General features: G+C 54.8%; 37 protein-coding genes. 2 read left to right on the top strand and 35 right to left on the bottom strand.

The genetic code is table 11. The features are described 5' to 3' along the window. Positions 1-20 precede the first annotated feature (20 nt). Positions 21-845 carry a hydroxyethylthiazole kinase gene (thiM, locus tag P8S54_RS12470; RefSeq protein WP_281441981.1) on the top strand — a complete coding sequence of 275 codons (825 nt, stop codon included), beginning with the start codon at positions 21-23 and terminating at the stop codon, positions 843-845. Beyond that, positions 835-1,479, top strand: coding sequence for a thiamine phosphate synthase (thiE, locus tag P8S54_RS12465; protein WP_281441980.1), 645 nt, complete (start codon positions 835-837; stop codon positions 1,477-1,479). The genes thiM and thiE overlap by 11 nt, the downstream gene beginning before the upstream one ends. On the opposite strand, the gene yegQ is transcribed toward thiE, so the two are convergent. The 35 genes from yegQ to rpsL form a co-directional block, all read right to left on the bottom strand. Beyond that, positions 1,455-2,825, bottom strand: a complete 1,371-nt coding sequence (yegQ, locus tag P8S54_RS12460) for a tRNA 5-hydroxyuridine modification protein YegQ (RefSeq protein WP_281441979.1) — start codon at positions 2,823-2,825, stop codon at positions 1,455-1,457. The two genes, thiE and yegQ, sit on opposite strands and share 25 nt — an antisense overlap. A gap of 158 nt (positions 2,826-2,983) precedes the next feature. Further along, the gene (locus tag P8S54_RS12455) at positions 2,984-3,859 is read right to left on the bottom strand and encodes a DMT family transporter (RefSeq protein WP_009099037.1); all 876 of its coding nucleotides are present in this window, start codon (positions 3,857-3,859) and stop codon (positions 2,984-2,986) included. Between the two features lie 93 nt (positions 3,860-3,952). Next, complete coding sequence (locus tag P8S54_RS12450) at positions 3,953-5,254, bottom strand: serine hydrolase (protein ID WP_281444100.1); 1,302 nt, start codon at positions 5,252-5,254, stop codon at positions 3,953-3,955. A gap of 262 nt (positions 5,255-5,516) precedes the next feature. Beyond that, positions 5,517-5,903 (bottom strand): 50S ribosomal protein L17, encoded by a 387-nt coding sequence (gene rplQ, locus P8S54_RS12445; protein ID WP_009099033.1) that lies wholly within the window; start codon positions 5,901-5,903, stop codon positions 5,517-5,519. A gap of 39 nt (positions 5,904-5,942) precedes the next feature. Then, positions 5,943-6,938: a DNA-directed RNA polymerase subunit alpha gene (gene rpoA / locus P8S54_RS12440; RefSeq protein ID WP_009099031.1), complete on the bottom strand. Its 996-nt coding sequence runs from the start codon at positions 6,936-6,938 to the stop codon at positions 5,943-5,945. Between the two features lie 128 nt (positions 6,939-7,066). Beyond that, positions 7,067-7,687 carry a 30S ribosomal protein S4 gene (gene rpsD / locus P8S54_RS12435; RefSeq protein ID WP_009099029.1) on the bottom strand — a complete coding sequence of 207 codons (621 nt, stop codon included), beginning with the start codon at positions 7,685-7,687 and terminating at the stop codon, positions 7,067-7,069. A 12-nt stretch (positions 7,688-7,699) separates the two neighbouring features. Next, positions 7,700-8,086 carry a 30S ribosomal protein S11 gene (gene rpsK, locus P8S54_RS12430; protein WP_009099028.1) on the bottom strand — a complete coding sequence of 129 codons (387 nt, stop codon included), beginning with the start codon at positions 8,084-8,086 and terminating at the stop codon, positions 7,700-7,702. Positions 8,087-8,138: 52 nt separating this feature from the next. After that, on the bottom strand, positions 8,139-8,495 hold the full coding sequence (gene rpsM / locus P8S54_RS12425) for a 30S ribosomal protein S13 (RefSeq protein ID WP_009099025.1): 357 nt from the start codon (positions 8,493-8,495) through the stop codon (positions 8,139-8,141). Between the two features lie 121 nt (positions 8,496-8,616). Then, entirely contained in the window at positions 8,617-8,730 is a 114-nt protein-coding gene (gene rpmJ / locus P8S54_RS12420; protein WP_009099023.1) for a 50S ribosomal protein L36, read from the bottom strand. Between the two features lie 51 nt (positions 8,731-8,781). Further along, positions 8,782-10,113, bottom strand: a complete 1,332-nt coding sequence (gene secY, locus P8S54_RS12415; RefSeq protein WP_009099021.1) for a preprotein translocase subunit SecY — start codon at positions 10,111-10,113, stop codon at positions 8,782-8,784. Further along, on the bottom strand, positions 10,114-10,548 hold the full coding sequence (gene rplO / locus P8S54_RS12410) for a 50S ribosomal protein L15 (RefSeq protein WP_009099018.1): 435 nt from the start codon (positions 10,546-10,548) through the stop codon (positions 10,114-10,116). A 3-nt stretch (positions 10,549-10,551) separates the two neighbouring features. Further along, the gene (gene rpmD, locus P8S54_RS12405; RefSeq protein WP_087108933.1) at positions 10,552-10,734 is read right to left on the bottom strand and encodes a 50S ribosomal protein L30; all 183 of its coding nucleotides are present in this window, start codon (positions 10,732-10,734) and stop codon (positions 10,552-10,554) included. Between the two features lie 6 nt (positions 10,735-10,740). Beyond that, positions 10,741-11,241, bottom strand: a complete 501-nt coding sequence (rpsE, locus tag P8S54_RS12400) for a 30S ribosomal protein S5 (RefSeq protein ID WP_009099013.1) — start codon at positions 11,239-11,241, stop codon at positions 10,741-10,743. A gap of 11 nt (positions 11,242-11,252) precedes the next feature. After that, positions 11,253-11,603, bottom strand: coding sequence for a 50S ribosomal protein L18 (gene rplR / locus P8S54_RS12395; RefSeq protein ID WP_008959159.1), 351 nt, complete (start codon positions 11,601-11,603; stop codon positions 11,253-11,255). Between the two features lie 9 nt (positions 11,604-11,612). After that, complete coding sequence (rplF, locus tag P8S54_RS12390) at positions 11,613-12,143, bottom strand: 50S ribosomal protein L6 (protein WP_009099011.1); 531 nt, start codon at positions 12,141-12,143, stop codon at positions 11,613-11,615. 9 nt (positions 12,144-12,152) lie between these two features. Then, the gene (rpsH, locus tag P8S54_RS12385; RefSeq protein ID WP_009099009.1) at positions 12,153-12,545 is read right to left on the bottom strand and encodes a 30S ribosomal protein S8; all 393 of its coding nucleotides are present in this window, start codon (positions 12,543-12,545) and stop codon (positions 12,153-12,155) included. A 32-nt stretch (positions 12,546-12,577) separates the two neighbouring features. Continuing rightward, positions 12,578-12,883 (bottom strand): 30S ribosomal protein S14, encoded by a 306-nt coding sequence (gene rpsN, locus P8S54_RS12380; RefSeq protein ID WP_009099007.1) that lies wholly within the window; start codon positions 12,881-12,883, stop codon positions 12,578-12,580. 10 nt (positions 12,884-12,893) lie between these two features. Further along, positions 12,894-13,433: a 50S ribosomal protein L5 gene (gene rplE, locus P8S54_RS12375; protein ID WP_009099005.1), complete on the bottom strand. Its 540-nt coding sequence runs from the start codon at positions 13,431-13,433 to the stop codon at positions 12,894-12,896. Between the two features lie 18 nt (positions 13,434-13,451). Next, positions 13,452-13,766, bottom strand: a complete 315-nt coding sequence (gene rplX, locus P8S54_RS12370) for a 50S ribosomal protein L24 (RefSeq protein WP_007111996.1) — start codon at positions 13,764-13,766, stop codon at positions 13,452-13,454. Between the two features lie 14 nt (positions 13,767-13,780). Continuing rightward, positions 13,781-14,152, bottom strand: a complete 372-nt coding sequence (rplN, locus tag P8S54_RS12365; protein WP_009099003.1) for a 50S ribosomal protein L14 — start codon at positions 14,150-14,152, stop codon at positions 13,781-13,783. Between the two features lie 50 nt (positions 14,153-14,202). Next, on the bottom strand, positions 14,203-14,463 hold the full coding sequence (gene rpsQ / locus P8S54_RS12360) for a 30S ribosomal protein S17 (RefSeq protein ID WP_009099001.1): 261 nt from the start codon (positions 14,461-14,463) through the stop codon (positions 14,203-14,205). A 1-nt stretch (position 14,464) separates the two neighbouring features. Then, entirely contained in the window at positions 14,465-14,656 is a 192-nt protein-coding gene (gene rpmC, locus P8S54_RS12355; RefSeq protein WP_009098999.1) for a 50S ribosomal protein L29, read from the bottom strand. Continuing rightward, the gene (rplP, locus tag P8S54_RS12350) at positions 14,656-15,069 is read right to left on the bottom strand and encodes a 50S ribosomal protein L16 (RefSeq protein ID WP_007112000.1); all 414 of its coding nucleotides are present in this window, start codon (positions 15,067-15,069) and stop codon (positions 14,656-14,658) included. Before rplP ends, rpmC begins: the two co-directional genes overlap by 1 nt. Before the next feature lie 15 nt (positions 15,070-15,084). Then, positions 15,085-15,789 carry a 30S ribosomal protein S3 gene (gene rpsC / locus P8S54_RS12345; protein ID WP_263066376.1) on the bottom strand — a complete coding sequence of 235 codons (705 nt, stop codon included), beginning with the start codon at positions 15,787-15,789 and terminating at the stop codon, positions 15,085-15,087. An 11-nt stretch (positions 15,790-15,800) separates the two neighbouring features. Next, positions 15,801-16,133 (bottom strand): 50S ribosomal protein L22, encoded by a 333-nt coding sequence (gene rplV / locus P8S54_RS12340; protein WP_009098995.1) that lies wholly within the window; start codon positions 16,131-16,133, stop codon positions 15,801-15,803. An 18-nt stretch (positions 16,134-16,151) separates the two neighbouring features. Further along, complete coding sequence (gene rpsS, locus P8S54_RS12335; RefSeq protein ID WP_027337511.1) at positions 16,152-16,427, bottom strand: 30S ribosomal protein S19; 276 nt, start codon at positions 16,425-16,427, stop codon at positions 16,152-16,154. Positions 16,428-16,460: 33 nt separating this feature from the next. After that, a complete protein-coding gene (rplB, locus tag P8S54_RS12330; RefSeq protein WP_281441978.1) occupies positions 16,461-17,291 on the bottom strand; it encodes a 50S ribosomal protein L2 in 831 nt (276 codons plus the stop codon). 17 nt (positions 17,292-17,308) lie between these two features. After that, positions 17,309-17,605 (bottom strand): 50S ribosomal protein L23, encoded by a 297-nt coding sequence (gene rplW / locus P8S54_RS12325; protein ID WP_009098989.1) that lies wholly within the window; start codon positions 17,603-17,605, stop codon positions 17,309-17,311. Then, complete coding sequence (gene rplD, locus P8S54_RS12320; RefSeq protein WP_009098987.1) at positions 17,602-18,207, bottom strand: 50S ribosomal protein L4; 606 nt, start codon at positions 18,205-18,207, stop codon at positions 17,602-17,604. Before rplD ends, rplW begins: the two co-directional genes overlap by 4 nt. 15 nt (positions 18,208-18,222) lie before the next feature. After that, on the bottom strand, positions 18,223-18,861 hold the full coding sequence (rplC, locus tag P8S54_RS12315) for a 50S ribosomal protein L3 (protein ID WP_009098985.1): 639 nt from the start codon (positions 18,859-18,861) through the stop codon (positions 18,223-18,225). A 150-nt stretch (positions 18,862-19,011) separates the two neighbouring features. After that, positions 19,012-19,323 carry a 30S ribosomal protein S10 gene (rpsJ, locus tag P8S54_RS12310; RefSeq protein ID WP_009098983.1) on the bottom strand — a complete coding sequence of 104 codons (312 nt, stop codon included), beginning with the start codon at positions 19,321-19,323 and terminating at the stop codon, positions 19,012-19,014. 159 nt (positions 19,324-19,482) lie between these two features. Then, complete coding sequence (tuf, locus tag P8S54_RS12305) at positions 19,483-20,676, bottom strand: elongation factor Tu (RefSeq protein WP_281441977.1); 1,194 nt, start codon at positions 20,674-20,676, stop codon at positions 19,483-19,485. A gap of 29 nt (positions 20,677-20,705) precedes the next feature. After that, positions 20,706-22,829, bottom strand: coding sequence for an elongation factor G (gene fusA / locus P8S54_RS12300; protein WP_281441976.1), 2,124 nt, complete (start codon positions 22,827-22,829; stop codon positions 20,706-20,708). A 167-nt stretch (positions 22,830-22,996) separates the two neighbouring features. After that, positions 22,997-23,467: a 30S ribosomal protein S7 gene (gene rpsG / locus P8S54_RS12295; RefSeq protein ID WP_009098975.1), complete on the bottom strand. Its 471-nt coding sequence runs from the start codon at positions 23,465-23,467 to the stop codon at positions 22,997-22,999. A gap of 144 nt (positions 23,468-23,611) precedes the next feature. Next, positions 23,612-23,986 carry a 30S ribosomal protein S12 gene (gene rpsL / locus P8S54_RS12290; protein ID WP_009098973.1) on the bottom strand — a complete coding sequence of 125 codons (375 nt, stop codon included), beginning with the start codon at positions 23,984-23,986 and terminating at the stop codon, positions 23,612-23,614. Between the last annotated feature and the right edge of the window lie 114 nt (positions 23,987-24,100).

The following is a 24,100-nucleotide window of genomic DNA, read 5'->3' as shown; positions in this document are numbered from 1 at the left end:
CTCCCTGCCGGGAGGATGCTATGACCTCACGCTCCTTGAGCGATTACCCCCTAGGCGGTTATCTTGAAGCGCTGCGTTCCTCTACGCCGCTAGTGCACTGCATAACCAACTATGTGGCGATGAACAGCACCGCCAACATACTGCTCGCCGCCGGCGCATCACCTGCCATGCTTCACGCCGTTGAAGAAGTCGCCGACTTTACGGCGATTGCTGGCGCGCTATCAATCAATATAGGCACTATCTCCTCTACCTGGGCGGACGCCATGCTAGTGGCTGCGAAAACGGCCCATCTCCAAGACATCCCGTGGGTATTAGATCCAGTTGCCGTGGGTGCCACACGCTTTCGCCAAACGCTATGTGCTGAGTTACTCACCTACCAGCCGACGGTGATTCGTGGCAATGCGTCAGAGATCCTGGCGCTTGGAGGATTAGCTGGCCAAGGGCGCGGGGTAGATGCCACCGCCTCTACCCAAGACGCTTTTACCGGGGCTATTGCGCTTGCTCAACGCCATGGCTGTGTAGTGGCGATGACCGGCCTAGAGGACTTTGTGACCAACGGCCACCACCACTATCGCCTCACAGGTGGCCATGCGCTGATGCCTAAAGTAACCACCCTAGGGTGTGGCCTAAGCGCCTTGGTAGCAGGCTTTGTAGCGTCAAATCGTGAGCGCCCTTTTGAAGCAAGCATCGCCGCGCTAGCCTGCTTTGCCCTGGCAGGTAGCCGAGCGGGAGAACATGCCACCGGCCCTGGCAGCTTTCAAGTCGCGCTATTAGATGCGCTGTATCAACTCACCCCCAATGACCTTTCTACCTTTGCCCAACTGGAGGCAGTGCATGCCGTTTGATCTCTCGCTTTACTTGGTAACCGACGCGAACCTTTGCGCCTCTTTTGGCCTAGAGCAGACAGTAGCGGCCGCGGTGCAGGGCGGAGTCACTATCGTGCAGCTACGCGACAAGCACGCCAGCGACGCGCAGATGATTGCCCAGGCGAAACGCCTGAAAACACTGCTTGCGGGAAGCGGCGTGCCGCTGATTATTAACGACCGCCTTAACGTAGCCATAGAGAGCAACGCCGATGGCCTGCACGTGGGCCAAAGCGATACGGCGGTGCAGGAAGCCCGCCAAGCGCTAGGCCCTAATGCCATTATCGGCCTCTCTATTAACACACTTTCCCAGCTCAAGGCCGTCCCGGTTGAGCTACTGGACTATGTAGGCTTAGGGCCTGTATTTGCCACAGGTAGCAAGCAAGACCACGCTCAACCGATTGGCTTTGATGGACTGGCACAGTTGGCTGAGGTTTGCCCGCTGCCCAGCGTGGCGATTGGTGGTCTAAAGGCTGAGCACGCAGCGCACGCTAAAACCGCAGGCGCCAATGGCCTTGCGGTGATTTCAGCCATCTGTGGTCAGCCATACCCGCGCCAGGCGGCGCAGGCGTTTTCAGCGGTGGAGCAGACTCAGGAAGCAGGCATTCCTAGCTGAACAGCGGGAATAGACGCCGCTGGCTTGAGATCGCGCATTAGCAAGGCAAACTCAAGCTGCCCAGGCTGAATGTCAGCCCCAGGTACCGGGATACGAACCCGGTGCCCAGAGCCGGGGGCAGCACGCAAGCCTTCGCCGCGCTGGTTCTCTATGTACTCAAGCGCAAAACGGCGATTGCCACCGGGCAGCATTAGCTCCATGCTGTCGCCTGCTTCAAAGCGGTTCTTAACTTCTATATCAAGCATTTCCCGTGATGCATCGTAGCCGAGGACGTCGCCTACAAACTGCTGGTGCACACCGATGGAACTGCCTTGCTCATAGCTCTGGAACTCATCGTGTACATGGCGGCGATAGAACCCCTCGGTGTAGCCCCGATTGGCTAGGTTCTCAAGTTCATCCATTAGCCCCATATTAAAGGGCCGCCCGGCGACGGCGTCATCAATGGCCTGGCGGTAGACCTGGGCCGTCCGCGCGACGTAATAGTAGGATTTAGTACGCCCTTCAATCTTGAGCGATGAGACACCCATCTCTGCTAGCCGTGCTACGTGCTGAACGGCGCGCAGGTCTTTCGAGTTCATAATGTACGTGCCGTGCTCATCTTCATAAACGGGCATCAGCTTGCCTGGGCGTGTCACATCTTCAATCAACGCCGACAACTCATCTTGATCATTCGCCGTTGCCGTCATCCCCGGATTGGCAGGCACCAAATCGCCCGTCTCGTCGTGAGTGGCGGCGACGGTGTTGTATTTCCAACGACACGCATTGGTGCAGGTGCCTTGGTTAGGGTCACGGTGATTAAAATAACCTGAGAGCAGGCAACGGCCTGAATAAGCAATACAGAGCGCTCCATGGACAAAGGTTTCGATCTCTAGGTCCGGGCACTCAGCACGTATTTCACCAATCTCTTCAAGGGAGAGCTCGCGGGATAAAATAATCCGGCTAATGCCCTGACGCTGCCAAAACTTAGCGGCCGCCCAATTTACAACGTTGGATTGTACTGAGAGATGGATCTCTTGTTCCGGCCAGCGATCACGCACCATCATGATCAAACCTGGGTCCGACATAATCAGCGCATCCGGCCGTGCTTCAATCACCGGCTCCATATCCCGCAGGTAGGTTTTTAACTTGCTGTTATGGGGCGCAATGTTGGACGCCACATAAAACTGCTTACCGCGTGCATGGGCATATTCGATGCCACGGTGCAGATTATCGACCTTAAAATCATTGTTTCGCACACGCAGCGAATAACGCGGTTGGCCAGCGTATACCGCATCTGCCCCGTAGGCGAAAGCGTAACGCATATTATTAAAGGTACCAGCAGGGGAAAGCAGTTCTGGGGCTTGCATAAACAGTCACCGTTATCAGGACGATGGCCCGTGGCGCGTCAGCAATCACCAAAGCGCACAGGTTGAAAGGGCCGGATTATAAACAGCCCAAACGTACTGTCTTGTTCAGCTCTCTGCTTTGATGACCTGGATCAAAAAGTAGCGGCAACCAGCGCTATTTAAGCGCTTGGACGGCGCTTTAGCGTTGTGCGCCGGTCATGGTAAGCAATCGCCAAACCACTGCCCATAATCAGCGCACTGCCTACCCACACCCACAGGTCCGGTAGCTCGCCCCAGAACCACCAACCCAGCAGAACCGCCCAAAGCATCGCGGTGTAATCAAACGGTGCAGCGATGGCCGCGGGTGCGAAGCGGAACGCCAACGTAATAAACGCAGTGGCGCCAATACCCAGTACCCCGGCCGCTAAAAACCCAAGCCAGTGCCACGGCTGCGGCGTTTGCCACACCCAGGGTAAACTGACCGCCGTAATAACAAAGGGCACTAATGTCATATAGAACACCATTGCCCAAAGGTGCTCTCTGGCACCATAACGGCGCGCCGTAATCATCATAAGGGCATAAAAGAAAGCGGCCCCCAATAGCGTTAGCGTGCCTAGTTGGAACGCATCGCCCCCCGGGCGCACCACAATCAGCACGCCCACAAAACCTACCAGCGAGGCGATCAGCACAGGTGTGTCAATACGTTCACCCAGCAGTGGCACCGACAGCAGCGTGACAAAAAGCGGTGCAACAAAGGCGATGGCCGTCGCTTCCGCCAGAGGTAGCAAGATAAGCCCCCAGACGAAAAAGATCATCGTCGCGGTGTAGATAAGCCCTCGCACCAAGTGCACGCCTGGTCGCTTCGTGCTTAACTTTCGTAGCCCACCAGCGAAGTAGGCCATCAACGCAATCAGCGGTAACGATACCAGCGTACGAAAGAAAATGATCTGCAGCGGCGAGTGCACTTCGCCAAGCCATTTTGAGACAGCATCGCCCAGTGCTAAAAACAGTACTCCCAGGCACATGCAGAGTATGCCTTTTAACGATGTTGTCATTTGCGCCTCCTCAGTTCATCGGGCTCTGGGTAGCCACTAACCAAAAAAAACCCGCCAACACAGGGTTGGCGGGGCAGTATGTCATCAGTGCGATTACAAACTAGCGTTCACCACCATGCAGTCCATGCCCTGAGCTTGAAGCGATTGACAAGCTTGCCTTGCCCCTCCTTCATCTAACGCCACTACACGGGCACGAAATACCGGTGTCTGACCCTCTAAGGTGTCAATTAGCACACGGCCACCGACGCTGTTAGGTAAGCGTTGCGCCGCTTGGTGAGCAAGCTGTTCAGCGTGAGATGCTTGGCTAAAGGCACCTACTTGAATACCCCAAACACCACCTGAAGCTTGCTCTGCCGCCGGTGCAACCGTAGCCATCACACGCTCTCGCTCAATAAACGCTTGCAATGGATCTGGCTGTGCCGAGGCGGGGGTATCAGTGCTCTGCTCTGACGAACGGGAAAGCTGCTCTTCTACTGCCACTGCTGCCGTTCGCGCAGGAGACAGCGTCGTCGCGACGTTAGCAAGCATAGGCTGGCTAGGAGCTGCAGGCTGATTGATGGGCTGAGCTAACCCTGGAAACGTCATAAACTCACGGGAGATATCGGTATTGGCTAACCATGTACCATGGTCACGCAGTGCTGCACGGCTAAAGCTGCGATCTAACAGGTTCGCCATATGAGTATCACGGGACGCCCCCGTAAAACCGCCCATCACAATGCCTACCAAGCGCCGGTTGTTATTTACGGCAGTCGTGGCCACGTTGAAACCTGAGGCGCGAATAAAACCTGTTTTAAGACCATCGGCTCCAGGATAGTTACGCACTAACCGATTATGGCTGGTATGCCGCGTTCCCCGGTAAGTAAATTCTTGAAGGCCAAAATAGTGGTAATACTGAGGGAAATCCTGCATTACTCGCACAGATAGCGTCACCATATCCCGCGCGGTGGTAATTTGTTGGTCATCCGGCAAACCGGAAGCATTGCGAAAGGTGGTCGAATTCATACCCAGCTCACGGGCTTTTGCAGTCATTAAATGACCGAAGCGCTGCTCGCTACCACCAAGCGCCTCAGCAACTACCACCGCAACATCGTTAGCTGAACGCACAGCTAATGCACGGATCGCGCTATCCACAGGAATCGAGCTACCTGCCGCCAGCCAGAGCTTAGTGGCCGGCATCGCAGCAGCCTGCGCCGAAACGGGCAACGCTTGGTCTAGAGTAAGCTCACCCTTTTCCAGTGCTTCAAACAACAGGTAAAGCGTCATCATCTTGGTCAGTGATGCCGGGTAGCGTCTTTCGTCAGCATTTTCTGCATACAGTACTTCACCATTTTCCAGATCCACCACAATACCGGCGTAGCGCGGATTGGCTTGAGCCTGGGTAAACGCCCCCAGCATCAGCAAAGAGAGCGTAAGCGGCACCCACCAAAGCGCCACACCCCTTGCGTATATTCCTATTGTGGCCATACATGCCCCTTGCTTATTAGACGTATGTGAACACTCAATAGCAGCCCGCTTGCCCCTCAAAAGGCTAGCACGCTTACTTGGTAAAATGATGCTTCTAAAAAGAGTATATAGGTTAACTATAAAAACAGCAGACATAAAAAAACCGACCCGCTAGGGTCGGTTTTCATTTATGCTCGAAAAAGGGTACAGAAACTTACTCTGCAACCGCTTCTTCTTCAGCAACCGGACGATCAACTAGCTCAACATACGCCATGGGCGCGTTGTCGCCGGTGCGGAAACCGCACTTGAGAATGCGGATGTAACCACCCGGACGCTCGGCGTAACGCGGACCTAGCTCGTTGAACAGTTTGCCGACGGCTTCTTTAGAGCGCGTGCGGGAAAACGCCAAACGACGGTTTGCAACGCTATCCTGCTTGGCTAGGGTGATCAGCGGCTCGATAACGCGACGCAGTTCCTTAGCCTTAGGCAGGGTTGTCTTAATGACTTCATGCTCGACCAGCGAGACAGACATGTTCTTGAACATGGCCTGACGATGCGAGCTGGTACGATTCAGATGACGACCACTCTTACGATGACGCATGGTTGTAATTCCTTACCAAACTGGGACTCAAGTCGACGCTTACGCGGAGGCTTTGTCGTCCTTCAGGCTAGCGGGTGGCCAATTTTCCAGCCGCATACCCAGGGACAGGCCGCGCGCCGCCAATACATCTTTGATTTCATTCAAAGACTTTTTACCGAGGTTCGGGGTCTTCAGCAGCTCAACTTCAGTGCGCTGGATCAGATCTCCGATGTAATAAATATTCTCGGCTTTTAGGCAGTTAGCGCTGCGAACGGTCAACTCAAGATCGTCTACGGGGCGCAATAGGATAGGATCAACATGATCCTCTTCCTCTTCGACTTCCTGCTCTTTATCAGCTTCCAGGTCGACGAAGGCGGCCAGCTGCTCTTGCAGAATGGTCGCACTGCGACGGATAGCCTCTTCCGGATCCAAGGTACCGTCGGTCTCCAGATCGATAATAAGCTTATCGAGATCGGTGCGCTGCTCTACACGAGCGGCCTCAACCGAGTAGGAAACACGGCGGACAGGGCTGAAGGTGGCATCCAGCTGCAGGCGGCCAATAGCACGTGTCTCTTCATCAGAGCCACGAGCGTCAGCCGGCTCATAACCACGACCCAGCGCGACCTTAAGCTGAATTTTCAGCTCGGCGCCTTCATTAACATGCGCAATGATGTGGTCCGGGTTGACGATTTCGACGCTATGATCAAGCGCAATGTCGCCAGCGGTGACGACGGCTGGGCCCTGCTTGTTCAGCGAGAGCACCGCCTCATCGCGGCTGTGCATCTTAATCGCAACATCTTTCAAGTTCAGGAGGATTTCGATGACATCTTCCTGCACCCCTTCGAGCGCACTATATTCGTGCTCGACACCGGCGATTTCAGCCTCTACCACGGCAGCGCCGGGCATGGACGAAAGCAGAATGCGACGAAGTGCATTCCCCAGGGTGTGACCAAAGCCGCGCTCGAATGGTTCGAGAACGATCTTGGCATGATGTGCGCTGATTTCTTCGACCTTGATGTCGCGGGGACGAAGAAACTCTGTCACTGAACGCTGCATATGAACACCTTTCTTCAGGCTGCCAAACGGATACTGAGTACTCTAAAGCACGATACTCAAGAGCATCTGGGCGGTTAGCTTTGCTATCCCGCCCAGGCCTCAAGAAGCAGAAATAAAAATCAGACTGCTTACTTGGAGTACAGCTCGACGATCAGGTTTTCGTTGATGTCGGCAGTCAGGTCACCGCGTTCAGGCAGAGCCTTGAAAGTGCCTTCCATCTTCTTGGTGTCGATTTCGATCCAAGCGATGTCGCCACGGTTGGCCGCAATGGTCAACGAGAGTTGAATACGCGCTTGATTCTTCGCCTTTTCGCGAACAGAAACAACGTCACCTGGCTTCACTTGGTAAGAAGCTACGTTAACGGTGCGGCCGTTCACGGAAATCGCCTTGTGGCTGACCAGCTGACGCGCTTCAGAGCGAGTCGAGCCGAAGCCCATGCGGTAGACGACGTTATCCAGTCGGGATTCAAGCAACTGCAACAATACTTCACCCGTCGCACCTTTCAGGCGAGCGGCTTCTTTGTAGTAGTTGCGGAACTGCTTTTCGAGTACGCCATACATACGGCGTACTTTTTGCTTCTCGCGAAGCTGCAAGCCGTAGTCGGAAAGACGCTGACGACGCTGGCCGTGTACACCCGGGATTTGCTCGGATTTACACTTTTTCTCGAAGGGAGTCACACCACTCTTTAAAAAGAGGTCTGTGCCTTCACGACGAGACAGTTTGCACTTCGGTCCAATATAACGAGCCATGAATCTGTCTCCTTAAACGCGGCGTTTCTTAGGCGGACGGCAGCCATTATGGGGAATGGGCGTCGCGTCTACGATGCTTTGCACGCGGAAGCCGGCGGCATTCAGTGCGCGCACGGCGGATTCACGACCGGGACCTGGGCCTTTAACCAGTACGTCTACGTTTTTCACACCATACTCGGCTGCAGCAGTTGCTGCACGTTCGCTTGCCACTTGAGCAGCGAACGGGGTGCTCTTGCGAGAACCACGAAAACCCGAACCACCGGCTGTCGCCCAAGAAAGAGCGTTGCCCTGGCGGTCTGTGATCGTCACGATCGTGTTGTTAAAAGAGGCATGGATGTGCGCTACGGCGTCCACTACCTGCTTTTTAACCTTTTTACGGTTACTACGCGGGTTAGCCATGTTGATGTCTATTCCTGTCTTAACGTCAGCTCTCTATTAAAGAGCCTGCGTGTTATTTGCGGATCGGCTTACGCGGGCCCTTACGGGTACGCGCGTTAGTCTTAGTCCGCTGACCACGCAGCGGAAGACTACGACGATGACGCAGACCACGGTAGCAGCCTAAGTCCATGAGACGCTTAATGTTAAGCGTGACATCACGACGAAGGTCGCCTTCTACGGTGTACTTACCAACTTCAGAACGCAGGGTATCCAGCTCTTCGCTAGACAGCTCCTGGATCTTGGTAGTCGGCGCAATACCGGCAGCAGCACAAAGGTGCTGTGCACGAGTACGGCCAATCCCGAAGATATAGGTCAGCGAGATCGCCGCATGCTTGTTGTCCGGGATATTGACGCCTGCAATACGGGCCATCAGCTTACTCCGAAATTTGAGCGGCTTGCTCGTTTATTCATCTACAAAAGGCGCAACAGCATACCCCTTTAAAAGCCCTAAGGCAAGGGGTATGCCGGCACCCGCTTAAAACAACTCAGGATTAGCCCTGACGCTGTTTGTGCCGCGGTTCGATGCAAATAACGCGGACAGCGCCATTGCGACGAATGATCTTACAGTTACGGCACATCTTCTTTACGGAAGCTCGAACTTTCATCGTTCTTTCTCCAAAAACGGCTCGCGACACGCCAATAAGTAAGGCGGCGCCTCAGCGCATGATGCCGCCGCTACCGTAGCCTTTCAGGTTGGACTTCTTCATCACTGAGTCATATTGATGCGACATGAGATGCGACTGCACCTGGGCCATGAAGTCCATGATGACCACAACTACGATCAGTAGCGACGTCCCGCCGAAGAAGAACGGTACGTTCCACGCTACGATCAAGAACTGGGGCATCAAGGAAACCGCAGTGATATACAAGGCACCGAACAAAGTAAGACGTGTCATCACTTTGTCGATATAGCGAGCGGTCTGCTCGCCGGGGCGAATGCCCGGCAGGAAAGCGCCTGACTTTTTAAGATTGTCAGCCACATCCTTGGGGTTGAAGACCAGCGCTGTGTAAAAGAAGCAGAAGAATACCACCGCCGCGCCAAAAAGCAAGATGTAAAGCGGTTGACCAGGGCCCAACGCTTGTGATGCACGCTGCAACCACTCCATCCCTTCACCAGCGCCTACCCACTGACCAATTGAGGCCGGGAAAAGTAGAATACTGGAAGCAAAAATTGCTGGTATAACGCCAGCCATATTCACTTTCAAGGGCAGGTAGCTGCTTTGGCCTGCATACATCTTATTGCCCACCTGACGTCGCGGGTAGTTCACCTTGAGTCGACGTTGACCGCGCTCGATGAACACCACGAAGGCAACAGTGGCAATACCTAGCACTGACAGCGCTAACAGCGGAAGAACATTCCAGGCCCCTTCGTTACGAGCAAGCTCAAACGCTTGCCCCACGGCACTGGGCAGCCCGGCGACGATACCCGCGAAGATCAGCAACGAAATACCGTTGCCAATGCCCTTCTCGGTGATCTGCTCACCTAGCCACATCATAAACACCGCACCCGACACAAACGTGATGATGGCAGTGAAATAGAAGCTGAAGTCAGCGCTGTACGCGATGCCTTGGCTAGCCAGACCGACGGACATACCGGTAGCCTGGACAAATGCCAGCAACACCGTGCCGTAGCGGGTGTACTGGCTAATCTTGCGGCGGCCGGCCTCACCCTCTTTCTTGAGCTGTTCAAGATGAGGGGAGACCGCAGTCATGAGCTGCATGATAATCGACGCCGAGATGTAAGGCATAATGCCCAAGGCGAGGACACTCATACGCTCCAGGGCGCCACCCGAGAACATGTTAAACATGCCCAGGATGGTGCCCTGTTGCTCCCTAAACAAGGCAGCAAGCTGGTCAGGATTGATACCGGGAACGGGAATGTGGGCACCGATACGGTACACCACGATGGCGAGGAGCACGAAGCGCAAACGCGCCCACAGTTCACTCAGACCGCTGCCCATCGCCGGCATATTTCCTGACTTGGCCATTTAGTCCTCTACCTTGCCGCCAGCGGCTTCGATCGCTTCACGGGCACCTTTGGTGACCTTGATTCCGCGAACGGTAACCGCTGTTTTCAGTTCGCCAGAAAGGATGATCTTCGCGTGTAGCGTAGCATCCTTCAGCACGTTGGCTTCTTTCAAAGATGCCATGGTGACTTCGCCACCGGCAACTTTAGCAAGCTCAGCCAGGCGTACTTCTTCAGATACCAGTGACTTAGCGGACGTAAAGCCAAACTTCGGCAAACGGCGCTGCAACGGCATCTGACCGCCTTCGAAACCAGGCTTGACGCTACCGCCACTGCGTGATTTCTGACCTTTGTGGCCACGGCCACCGGTCTTACCAAGACCGGAGCCGATACCACGGCCAACGCGCTTTTCAGCGTGTTTGGAGCCCGGTGCCGGACTCAGGGTATTGAGTTTCATGGATTACTCTCCCTCAACGCGCACAAGGTAATTAACCTTGTGAATCATGCCGCGTACGGCAGGGGTGTCTTCCAGTTCAACCGAGTGACCGATGCGACGTAGACCCAGGCCCTTCATAGTAGCCTTGTGCTTGGGCAAAACGCCGATGGTGCTGCGGATCTGGGTAACCTTGATCGTTGCTGCCATGGTGTCTTACCCCGTGATCGCGTCGACAGACAGACCGCGTTTAGCGGCGATGTCTTCCGGTGCTTGCATGGCGGAGAGACCTTTAACAGTCGCTCGAACCACGTTAACCGGGTTGGTGGAACCGTAGCACTTGGCCAGTACATCGTGGACACCAGCAAGCTCTAGTACAGAGCGCATAGCACCACCAGCGATGATTCCGGTACCCTCAGAAGCCGGCTGCATGTAGACCTTAGAAGCACCGTGACGGGCTTTCACCGGATACTGCAGCGTGTGGCCAGCAAGGTTAACCTTGACCATGTTGCGACGAGCTTGGTCCATCGCTTTCTGGATCGCGACCGGCACTTCACGCGCCTTGCCACGACCAAAACCGACACGACCTTTACCATCACCAACGACGGTCAGCGCGGTGAAGCCGAAAATACGACCACCTTTGACCACCTTGGCGACGCGGTTGACCTGCACTAACTTCTCTTGCAGATCACCGCTTTGCTGTTCGTTCTTCGCCATCGTAAAACCCTTTAGAATTCCAGGCCGCCTTCACGAGCGGCGTCGGCCAGAGCCTTAACGCGACCGTGATACTTAAAGCCAGCACGGTCGAAGGCCACCTGGGTGATGCCTGCTTCTTTAGCGCGTTCAGCAATCAGAGCGCCGACCTTAGAGGCCGCGTCTGAATTACCGGTCGCACCCTCGCGCAGTGCCTTGTCCAGCGTAGATGCACTGGCCAACACTTTGCCACCATCCGGCGAGATAATCTGCGCGTAGATGTGTCGCGGGGTACGGTTGACGCACAGGCGATACACGCCCAGCTCGCGGATCTTGGCGCGAGCGCGGCGGGCACGACGGAGACGAGATTCTTTCTTCGCGTTCATAACCCTGCCTTACTTCTTCTTGGCTTCTTTGCGACGCACCTGCTCGTCGGCGTACCGTACACCTTTGCCTTTATACGGCTCTGGCGGACGGAAGGCGCGGATTTCCGCGGCGCACTGGCCGAGCATCTGCTTGTCCGCGCTTTTCAGCACGATCACGGTGTTTTTCGGCGTTTCCGCTGATACACCCTTAGGCAGTTCATAGTCGACCGGGTGCGAGAAGCCCAGTGAAAGATTGAGCGTCTGGCCCTTTGCTTGGGCACGATAACCGACGCCAACAATTTCGAGAGTTCTTGTAAAACCCTCGGATACGCCCGTGACCAGGTTCTGAACCAAGGCGCGGGTTGTACCGGCCATTGCCCAGCTCTTGGCAGACTCACTCGGGGCGAAGGTCAGCTGGCCATCTTCTTGGCCAATCACCACGTCTTGGTGAATGGCGAGAGACAGCGTGCCTTGGCCGCCTTTGGCGGTCAGCTGACCAGCGTCGATTTTGATCTCGACACCGGCAGGCACTTTAACCGGATATTTCGCTATGCGGGACATTCCAGCCTCCTAGAATACGGTGCAGATGACTTCGCCACCGACGCCTGCTTGGCGCGCGGCACGATCGGTCATGACACCATTAGAGGTGGTGACAATCGCGATACCCAGACCATCGGCGACCTTAGGCAGGTTGTCCTTGCCCATGTAGCGGCGCAGAGACGGCTTGGAAACCCGCTGAATGTGCTCAATGACCGGCTTACCCTCAAAGTACTTGAGAGTGATGGTTAGCTCGGGCTTAACGCCTTCAGCCACCGTAAAGTCGGCAATGTAGCCTTCTTGCTTTAGCACTCGGGCCACTTCAACTTTCAGCTTGGAGGACGGCATGGTAGCCGTCTCCTTGGTGGCCATCTGCGCATTGCGGATACGGGTAAACATATCCGCCAGAGTGTCTTGCATGCTCATTTAATGTGCGCTCCTGATGATTCTACGTGGCGTTACCAGCTGGACTTTTTCAGGCCAGGAACGTCGCCACGCATGGCGGCTTCACGCAGCTTGTTACGGCCGAGGCCGAACTTGTTGTAAAAACCGTGCGGACGGCCAGTGACGCGGCAGCGGTTACGCTGACGCACCGGGCTTGAGTCGCGCGGCAGTTGCTGCAGCTTCAGCGTCGCCTCGAAACGATCTTCTTCAGAAGCGTTCACGTCCGAGATGATTTTCTTGAGCTCTGCGCGCTTAGCCGCATACTTCTCGACTAGCTGAGTACGCTTGAGCTCACGCTCTATCATACTTTTCTTAGCCATGATCCAACCCTTATTTCTTGAACGGGAAGTTCAGCGCTGCAAGCAGTGCACGACCTTCCTCGTCGGTGTTGGCGGTAGTAGTGATAGTGACGTCCAGCCCCCGAACGCGATCGATCTTATCATACTCGATCTCCGGGAAGATGATCTGCTCACGCACACCCATAGAATAATTGCCGCGACCGTCAAAGGACTTCGGGTTGAGACCACGGAAGTCACGCACGCGGGGAATTGCGATGTAAACCAAGCGGTCTAGGAAGTCCCACATACGCTCTGCGCGCAGTGTTACTTTAATACCGATCGGCCAACCTTCGCGCACCTTGAAGCCCGCGATGGACTTGCGTGCCTTGGTCACCAACGGCTTTTGACCGGAGAGCTTCTCCATGTCGCCGATGGCATTGTCGATCAGTTTTTTATCGCTGACCGCTTCGCCGATACCCATGTTCAGAGTCACTTTCGTGATCCGGGGTACCTGCATTACGTTGGCGTAGCTAAACTGCTCTTTGAGCTGAGCCACGACCTCGTTTTGATAACGTTCTTTCAAGTTCGCCATTGTGCTACCCGACTCGCGTTAGGCGTCGATCTGCGTCTGCGTCGACTTGTAGATACGTACCTTGGTACCGTCTTCCTTAACTTGGAAGCCGACGCGATCCGCCTTACCGGTCTCCGAATTGAAGATCGCTACGTTGGACGCGTGAATCGGAGCCTCACGCTCGACGATACCGCCCTGATTACCCGCCATGGGATTTGGCTTGGTGTGACGTTTAATCATATTCACACCGGACACCAAGAAACGGTTTTCTAATACCCGCTTAACGGTGCCACGCTTGCCTTTATCCTTCCCGGCGATGACGATGACTTCATCGTCACGTTTGATCTTTTGCATATCCGCCTCGCTCCTTACAGCACTTCAGGCGCTAGGGAAATGATCTTCATAAACTTCTCGTTACGAAGTTCACGAGTGACCGGCCCGAAGATACGCGTGCCGATCGGCTGTTCGTTGGTGTTATTCAACAAAACCGCCGCATTTCCATCGAAACGGATCAGCGAACCGTCACCACGACGGACGCCACTACGGGTCCGAACGACTACCGCTTTCAGCACTTGGCCTTTTTTGACCTTGCCGCGCGGAATCGCCTCTTTCACCGTTACCTTAATGACATCACCAATACGAGCGTAGCGACGGTGTGAACCGCCTAACACCTTGATGCATTGCACCCGGCGCGCTCCGCTGTTGTCGGCGACATCCAGCATTGTCTGAGTCTGAATCATCGGTTTTCTCCAAACCTAATCTGACTGCACTGGTTGGACAGACCTGGGAATTAACCCTTGGCCTGCTCGACCACCTCGACCAGCGTCCAGGCTTTCTTCTTGGAAAGCGGACGGCACTCCTGAATGGAAACCGTGTCGCCTGCCTTAGCCTGGTTCGCCTCATCATGGGCGTGCAGCTTGGTGGAGCGCTTAACGTATTTTCCGTAGATCGGGTGACGCTCACGGCGCTCGATCATAACGACGATGGATTTATCCATCTTGTCGCTCACCACCTTGCCGGTGAGCGTACGTGCTTTCTTTTCTTCGGCCATCTCAATCACCTGCCTTCTCGTTGAGCATAGTCTTCACGCGGGCGATATCCCGACGGACCTGCTTGAGCAGATGAGTCTGGCTCAGTTGGCCAGTGGCCTTCTGCATGCGCAGGTTGAACTGCTCGCGGAGGAGCTCGAGGAGTTGCTCTTGGAGCTCTCCTACGGACTTTTCACGAATTTCCTGGGCTTTCATCACATCACCGTCCGTTTTGCAAAGGTGGTGGACAGGGGCATCTTCTGTGCGGCCAGCTCAAATGCTTCACGGGCCAGCTCTTCGGATACACCTTCAATTTCATACAGGACCCGACCCGGTTGGATCTGGGCTACCCAGTACTCAACAGAACCTTTACCTTTACCCATACGAACTTCGAGCGGTTTTTTGGAAATCGGCTTATCAGGGAAGACGCGGATCCAAATCTTACCGCCACGTTTTACGTGACGTGTGATCGCACGACGGCCAGCTTCGATCTGACGCGCAGTGATGCGGCCACGACCAGTTGCTTTGAGACCGTACTCCCCGAAGCTGATCTTGCTTCCGCGATGCGCAAGGCCACGGTTGCGGCCCTTCATCATCTTACGGAATTTCATACGCTTGGGCTGTAACATCGACTCGCTCTCCCCTTACCTGGAACCTTTCTTCTTGGGCGCGTTGCCGGCAGGCTGCTGTTGCTTAGCCTTGGCACGTACTTCCTCGATACCGCCGAGGATTTCGCCCTTGAAGATCCACACTTTGACGCCGATAACGCCGTAGGTGGTGTGAGCTTCGTAAGTGGCGTAGTCGATATCCGCACGCAACGTGTGCAACGGAACGCGACCTTCGCGGTACCATTCGGTACGTGCGATTTCAGCGCCACCAAGACGACCTGACAGCTGAATCTTGATGCCGCCAGCGCCAAGACGCATTGCGTTCTGTACCGCGCGCTTCATAGCACGACGGAACATTACGCGACGCTCAAGCTGGCCTGCTACGTTAGCAGCGACTAGCTTGGCATCCAGCTCCGGCTTGCGAACTTCTTCAATGTTCACATGTACCGGAACACCCATCATCTCGGCTAGATCACGACGCAGACGGTCGACATCTTCACCTTTTTTGCCAATCACGATACCCGGACGGGCAGTGTGAATGGTGATGCGGGCATTATTAGCCGGACGCTCGATGTGAATGCGGCTTACGGAGGCGTTTTTCAAACGCTCTTCCAGGAAGCTGCGCACTTCGAGATCGTTATTGAGCTTATCGGCATATGCGCCGCGCTCGGCATACCAGACAGAAGCATGGTCTTTGACAATGCCCAGTCGAATGCCTGTTGGATTGACTTTCTGACCCATCTGGTCGACTCCTACTTCTCGGCTACCTTGACGGTGATGTGGCAGGTGCGCTTCAAGATACGATCCGCACGCCCTTTGGCACGCGGCTTGATACGCTTAAGCGTCATGCCCTCATCGACGCAGATGGTCGAGACACGCAGCTCGTCGATATCCATGCCGTTATTTTCTTCCGCGTTTGCAATGGCGGACTGCAGCACTTTCTTGACCAATTGAGCAGCCTTCTTCGGTGAGAAGGTCAGCAGGTCGAGCGCCTCGGCGACCGGTTTACCGCGCACCTGGTCAGCCACCAAACGGGCCTTCTGGGCGGATAAACGAGCGCCACGCAGCTTAGCTGTGACTTCCATCTCTCAATCCTCTCTGGCTTACCGTTTGGCTTTCTTGTCCGCCACATGCCCGCGATAAGTGCGAGTGGCAGCGAATTCGCCCAGCTTGTGACCAACCATTTCCTCGGAGACATGCACCGGGACGTGTTGGCGACCGTTATGGACAGCGATTGTGAGGCCTACCATGTTTGGCAGGATCATCGAACGACGCGACCAAGTCTTGATCGGTTTGCGATCGTTCTTCTCCACTGCAGCCTCTACCTTCTTCAAAAGATGAAGGTCAATGAAGGGACCTTTCTTTAGTGAACGTGGCACAGCCGTTACCTCTTAATGTCTTGGCAATTTAGATTAACGCGTCTTATTACGACGACGAATAATCAGCTTGTCGGTGCGCTTGTTCTTACGCGTCTTGTGACCCTTAGTCGGCACACCCCATGGGGATACCGGGTGACGACCACCACTGGTGCGGCCTTCGCCACCACCGTGCGGGTGATCGACTGGGTTCATCGCGACACCGCGAACAGTCGGACGCACGCCTCTCCAGCGCTTCGCACCGGCCTTGCCAAGTTGACGCAGGCTGTGCTCAGAGTTGCTCACTTCACCCAAGGTCGCGCGGCACTCAGCCAACACTTTGCGCATTTCGCCAGAGCGAAGACGCAAGGTAGCGTAGTTACCTTCACGAGCGACCAGCTGGGCGCTAGTACCGGCACTGCGAGCAATCTGCGCGCCTTTACCCGGCTTCAGTTCGATACCGTGAACGGTAGAACCAAGCGGGATGTTGCGCAGTGGCAAAGCATTGCCTTTCTTGATGGGCGCATTAACACCAGATTCCAGCACGTCACCCGCGCTGACACCCTTAGGTGCAATGATGTAACGACGCTCGCCATCAGCGTACTTAAGCAGTGCAATGTGCGCACTGCGGTTCGGGTCGTGCTCCAGACGCTCAACAGTGGCAGGAACGCCATCTTTGGTGCGTTTGAAGTCGATCAACCGATAGTGATGACGGTGACCACCGCCCACGTGGCGGGTAGTGATGCGACCGTTATTATTACGGCCACCGGACTTGGACTGTTTTTCTAAAAGCGGTGCATACGCACGGCCTTTGAACAGTTCCTCACCAACGATCTTAACGACGTGGCGACGACCGGCGGATGTGGGTTTGGTCTTGACGATTGCCATTATCCGTACTCCTGCCCTTATTCGGCGCCAGAGAAGTCTTCGAGCGTTTCACCCGCAGCCAGGGTCACATACGCTTTGCGGTAACCCTTACGCAGGCCAACGCCGTGAGCAGTACGCTTAGTTTTACCCTTGACGTTCAATACTTGAACGCCACCGACCTTCTTGCCGAAAAGTGCTTCAACGGCCTTCTTGATCTCGGGCTTGGTAGCATCGCTTGCCACCTTGAAAACGTACTGGTTGCGCTCTGCTGCCATCGCGGCCTTTTCGGTCACGTGCGGTCCGAGCAGAACCTTGAATACGCGTTCCTGGTTCATGCCAGCTTCTCCTCGAATTTACGCAGGGCGGAGACGGTAACCAGGACCTTATCAAAGGCAACCAGGCTCACCGGATCAGCTGCAGCGACATCCACCACGTCAACATGGGGAAGGTTGCGTGCGGCCAGATAGAGCTTTTCGTCCATGTCTTCAGTGACGATCAACACTTTCTCAAGGTTGAGCTCTTTCAGCTTGGCAGCTACCTGCTTGGTCTTCGGCGCTTCTACGCTGAACTCTTCAATCGCGATAAGACGCTCTTGACGTACCAGTTCAGACAGGATCGAACGCATCGCCGCGCGGTACATTTTGCGGTTAACTTTCTGCGAGTGATCCTGAGGACGCGCCGCGAAAGTTACGCCGCCGCTGCGCCATAGCGGAGAGCGGATGGTACCGGCACGTGCTCGGCCGGTGCCCTTCTGACGCCATGGTTTCTTACCACCACCACGCACGTCGGAACGGTTCTTTTGAGCGCGAGTACCTTGACGGCCACCAGCCAAATAGGCGGTTACCACCTGGTGAACCAGCGCTTCGTTGAATTCTTTGCCAAAAGTGGCGTCGGCTACTTCAACGGTACCCGTGCCTGCAGCAAGATTCAGATTCATTGGTAATTATCCCCTTCAGCCAGCTTTCACGGCGCTGCGAACGATAACATCGCTACCGGTCGCGCCCGGAACAGCACCTTTGATCAGCAGCAGGTTACGCTCGGCGTCGACACGGACGATCTCAAGGCTCTGTACGGTGCAACGGGCATTACCCATTTGACCGGCCATTTTTTTGCCTTTAAATACACGACCCGGGGTCTGACACATGCCGATAGAACCCGGCGCGCGGTGCGACAGGGAGTTACCATGCGTGTTGTCTTGGGTACGGAAGTTCCAGCGCTTAACAGCACCCTGGAAGCCTTTACCCTTAGAGGTGCCAGTCACGTCGATCATTTGACCAGCTTCGAAGAGGGATACGGTGAGAGAGCCACCCACTTCTGGAGCTTCTTCGCCTTCTGCAAGACGAAATTCCATCAGTGAACGACCAGCCTCAACACCCGCCTTGGCAAACTGTCCAGCTTGCGCTTTGGTGAGGTGCTTGGCTTTACGAGAACCTGTAGTCACCTGAACCGCTGCATAACCGTCAGACTCAAGGGTCTTAACGCGCGTTACACGGTTAGGGTCAACTTCAATAACGGTCACGGGCACGGAAGCGCCATCTTCGGTAAAGACACGGGTCATCCCGGCCTTTTTACCGACTAAACCGATAGTCATACTCAGTCTCCTATAGTGTACGGGGCTATCACCCGCTATGGCTGCCCTTTCCAGAGCATTCCACTAGCACATTGTGTGGCGCCTCACGGCGCGGCGGCTGCTGCTTACCCTAAAAATTAGTAAGCGCTGGGCCGCAAGTGACTAGTGTAATTAGTCGAGCTTGATTTGCACGTCTACGCCAGCGGCGAGATCGAGCTTCATCAGCGCATCAACAGTTTTCTCAGTCGGCTCAACAATGTCGAGCACACGCTTGTGAGTACGAATCTCATACTGATCACGCGCATCTTTGTTAACGTGCGGTGAAATCAGGATGGTATAGCGCTCGCGGTTGGTCGGCAGCGGGATCGGCCCACGAACCTGAGCACCAGTACGCTTAGCGGTTTCAACGATCTCCGCTGTGGACTGATCGATCAGGCGATGGTCGAACGCTTTCAACCGAATGCGAATCTTTTGGTTCTGCATTTGCCCTAAACTCCAATGGATGTCGACGGCGCGAGCCGTCTACCCACGCATTCAAAGGATGCGCATTATAGGCACGCCAACAGCCCATGTCAAACATTTGCTATTGGTGCGCAGAAAAGGGGGCTCACAAGAGCCCCCTTGATCAGTCAAGTAAGCAACTTACTTAACGATCTTAGCCACAACGCCAGCACCAACGGTACGACCACCTTCGCGAATAGCGAAGCGCAGACCGTCGTCCATAGCGATCGGAGCAATCAGGGTAACAACCATCTTAACGTTGTCGCCCGGCATAACCATTTCAACACCTTCCGGCAGTTCACAAGTACCGGTTACGTCTGTGGTACGGAAGTAGAACTGGGGACGGTAGCCCTTGAAGAAAGGCGTGTGACGACCACCTTCTTCTTTGGACAGTACGTAAACTTCTGCTTCGAACGTGGTGTGCGGGTTGATGGTGCCCGGCTTAGCCAGTACCTGACCACGCTCAACGTCATCACGCTTAGTACCACGCAGCAGGGCGCCAACGTTCTCACCTGCACGACCTTCGTCGAGCAGCTTACGGAACATTTCAACACCGGTAACGATGGTCTTAGTGGTGTCGCGGATACCCACGATTTCCACTTCTTCGCCCGCTTTGACGATACCGCGCTCTACACGACCGGTAACAACAGTACCGCGGCCAGAGATAGAGAATACGTCTTCGATCGGCATCAGGAACGGCTGGTCGATAGCACGCTCCGGCTCAGGAATATAATCATCCAGAGCTTTGATCAGATTCGTAACAGCAGTAGTACCCATGCCGTTTTCATCTTCGCCGTTCAGAGCCATCAGTGCAGAACCGATGATGATCGGCGTGTCGTCGCCCGGGAAGTCGTACTCGTCGAGGAGTTCGCGAACTTCCATCTCTACCAGCTCAAGCAGCTCTTCGTCATCGACCATGTCCGCTTTGTTCAGGAACACAACGATGTACGGAACGCCAACCTGACGAGACAGCAGGATGTGCTCACGCGTCTGCGGCATCGGGCCGTCAGCAGCAGAACATACCAGGATTGCGCCATCCATCTGCGCAGCACCGGTGATCATGTTCTTAACGTAGTCAGCGTGTCCTGGGCAGTCAACGTGGGCGTAGTGACGCTCTTCTGACTGATACTCAACGTGAGATGTAGCGATAGTGATACCGCGCTCACGCTCTTCAGGAGCATTATCGATGGTATCAAAGGCACGCCAGTCGCCACCGAAAACTTCGGCAGATACGCGTGTCAGGGCCGCTGTCAGGGTCGTTTTACCGTGGTCGACGTGACCAATGGTGCCGACGTTGACGTGCGGTTTGGAACGTTCAAATTTTTCCTTAGCCACTGCTATAACCTCTTTACGTTAGCTAACGGTTAACCGTTTTGATTGATGACGGCTTCAACGACGCTGGAGGGCGCCTCCTCGTACTTCGAGAACTCCATAGAGTAGCTCGCACGGCCCTGGGATTGTGAGCGCAGGTCGGTTGCGTAACCGAACATCTCTCCCAGTGGCACCGTTGCACGAATGACTTTACCTGCGGAAGAGTCATCCATGCCCTGCACCAGACCGCGACGACGGCTCAGGTCGCCCATGACGTCACCCATAAATTCTTCGGGGGTCACGATTTCGACCTTCATCACCGGCTCCAGCAGCACGGCCTTGGCCTTCCTGGCACCTTCTTTTACTGCCATAGAAGAAGCAATCTTGAACGCAGTCTCATTGGAGTCCACGTCGTGGAAGGAGCCATCAAACAGCGTTACCTTAACGTCGATCATCGGGTAACCCGCAATGACGCCGTTTTTCAGCTGCTCAAAAGCACCCTTCTCAACCGCAGGTACGTATTCCTTAGGAACCGTGCCACCCACGATTTCAGAGTTGAATTTGAAGTAGATTTCCTCTTCGCCTTCACCCTTTTCTGCTGCAGTCAGCGGCTCGATACGCAACCATACGTGACCATACTGACCACGGCCACCAGACTGACGTACGAACTTGCCTTCTTGCTCAATACTGCCGCGAATCGTTTCACGGTAAGCAACCTGCGGCTTACCGATATTTGCCTCCACCTTGAACTCGCGACGCATACGGTCAACGATAATATCCAGGTGAAGCTCACCCATACCAGAGATAATCGTCTGGCCGGTCTCTTCGTCGGTCTTAACCTGGAAAGAGGGATCTTCCTGAGCCAGCTTGCCCAGCGCAATACCCATCTTTTCCTGATCGGCTTTAGATTTCGGCTCAACAGCAACCGAGATTACCGGATCCGGGAACTCCATGCGCTCGAGAACAATTTTGTTATCGATGTCGCAAAGAGTGTCACCCGTGGTGACATCTTTCAGACCGATACAGGCAGCGATATCGCCCGCCAGGATCTCTTTGATCTCTTCGCGCGAGTTAGCGTGCATCTGAACGATACGGCCAACGCGCTCCTTCTTCTGCTTAACGGAGTTATACACGCCGTCACCAGACTTCAGAACGCCGGAGTAGACGCGGATAAAGGTCAGCGTACCTACAAAGGGATCGGTTGCGATTTTAAACGCCAGCGCCGCAAACGGAGCACTGTCATCAGCGACACGCGTAGCGATAGTGCCGTCTTTATCGTCAAGCTCACCCTCAATCGCTTTAACTTCAGTCGGCGAAGGCATGTATTCGATAATGCCATCCAGAACCGCCTGAACACCCTTGTTCTTGAACGCAGAACCGCAGGTAACCAGAACAATGTCATTCGCTAACGTACGCGCACGAAGACCAGCCTTGATCTCTTCAATCGTAAGCTCGCCGCCTTCCAGGTACTTGTCCATCAGCTCTTCAGAGCCTTCGGCAGCCGCTTCGACCATTTGCTCACGATATTTCTCAGCTGTTTCTTGCAACTCAGCCGGAATATCAACAAGATCAAAATTCATACCCAGACTTGCCTCATCCCACAGGATGGCCTTCATCTGGATCAGGTCGATAACGCCTTTGAAATCTTCCTCTGTGCCCCAGTTAATCTGGATTGGCACAGCGTTAGCACCTAAGCGCTCTTTCAGCTGCTCAACAACCATAAAGAAGTCAGCGCCGGTACGGTCCATCTTATTGACGAACACCATACGCGGAACTTCATACTTATTGGCCTGACGCCAAACGGTCTCGGTCTGCGGCTGAACACCGGAAGAGCCGCACAGCACAACGACCGCACCATCGAGAACACGCAGAGAACGCTCAACTTCGATAGTGAAGTCAACGTGCCCAGGCGTATCAATGATATTGATGCGATGCTCGTCAAACTGCTTGTCCATACCTTGCCAGAAGGTGGTAACAGCAGCAGAGGTAATTGTAATACCACGCTCCTGCTCCTGCTCCATCCAGTCGGTAGTCGAAGCACCCTCATGGGTTTCGCCCAACTTATGGGATAGGCCGGTATAGAACAGTACGCGCTCTGTTGTCGTGGTTTTACCCGCGTCAACGTGAGCGACGATACCGATATTACGATAACGATTCAGTGGAGTCTTGCGTGCCACGGTGAAGCTCCCGTTAGTTGGCGATGCTCGTTAATTCGGCAGTGCACGTTTTGCTTTTGCCACCGCCGCCATCGACAACGATAGCGACGGAGTGTTGCAGCGTAGCGAAATAATTCTTTAACGCAGCGCAACCCGCAAAAAGAAACACATACCCAGAAACGCCGAGTTTAGAAACGATAGTGAGAGAAGGCCTTGTTGGCTTCCGCCATACGGTGCACATCTTCACGCTTCTTAACAGCCGAGCCTTTGCCTTCAGCGGCATCCAGCATTTCACCTGCCAGGCGCTGAACCATCGTTTTCTCACCGCGGCGACGCGCAGCGTCTACCAACCAGCGCATTGCTAAGGCTTGGCGACGTGACGGACGAACTTCAACCGGCACCTGATAGGTCGCACCACCTACGCGGCGCGACTTTACTTCGACCATCGGCTGGATGGTTTCCAGCGCCTTGTCGAAGATTTCCAGCGGCTCTTCATTACTACGCTCGGCAACCTTGTCCAACGCACCATACACGATGCGCTCAGCTATGGACTTCTTGCCGCTGACCATCAGGTGGTTCATGAACTTCGCCAGACGCTCACTTCCGAATTTAGGATCCGGCAGGATTTCGCGTTTAGCTACAACTCTTCTTCTAGGCATGATAAGCCCTCAATTAAGGATCCTTCAGGTAAACCCGGAACTCAAACGCTTAAAAGCGCTGCCCGACCTTACTCTTATCAGACCGTCATATTCGTATAAAAGATAACAACACAAACGCACAGGTGCGCTACGAATCAAGACGCCTTAGGACTTCGGACGCTTGGTACCGTACTTAGAACGACCCTGCTTACGGTTCTGAACACCGGAGGTGTCAAGGGCGCCACGAACGGTGTGATAACGCACACCTGGCAAATCCTTTACACGGCCGCCGCGAATCAGAACAACAGAGTGCTCCTGGAGGTTGTGACCTTCACCACCAATATAAGACGAAACTTCGAAACCGTTGGTAAGGCGCACACGGCAAACCTTACGCAGGGCCGAGTTCGGCTTCTTCGGGGTGGTGGTGTAAACGCGCGTACAAACGCCGCGCTTTTGCGGGCACGCTTGAAGCGCAGGCACGTCACTCTTAGTGACGGGGCGCTTGCGAGGCTTGCGCACTAGCTGATTAATCGTTGCCATGGTGTTTAGCTGACTCCAATGGTTGCCTTGCTTTTCAACAAGTAGCCTTTTAACAAGTACTGGCAGCGGATGCGGGCGCACCCACCCCACTGTTAAAGGCTGCGCATTCTAATG

The sequence above is a fragment of the Halomonas sp. M1 genome (assembly GCF_029581375.1).
Taxonomy (GTDB): Bacteria; Pseudomonadota; Gammaproteobacteria; order Pseudomonadales; family Halomonadaceae; genus Vreelandella.
This window is presented reverse-complemented; position numbering and strand designations above follow the sequence as displayed.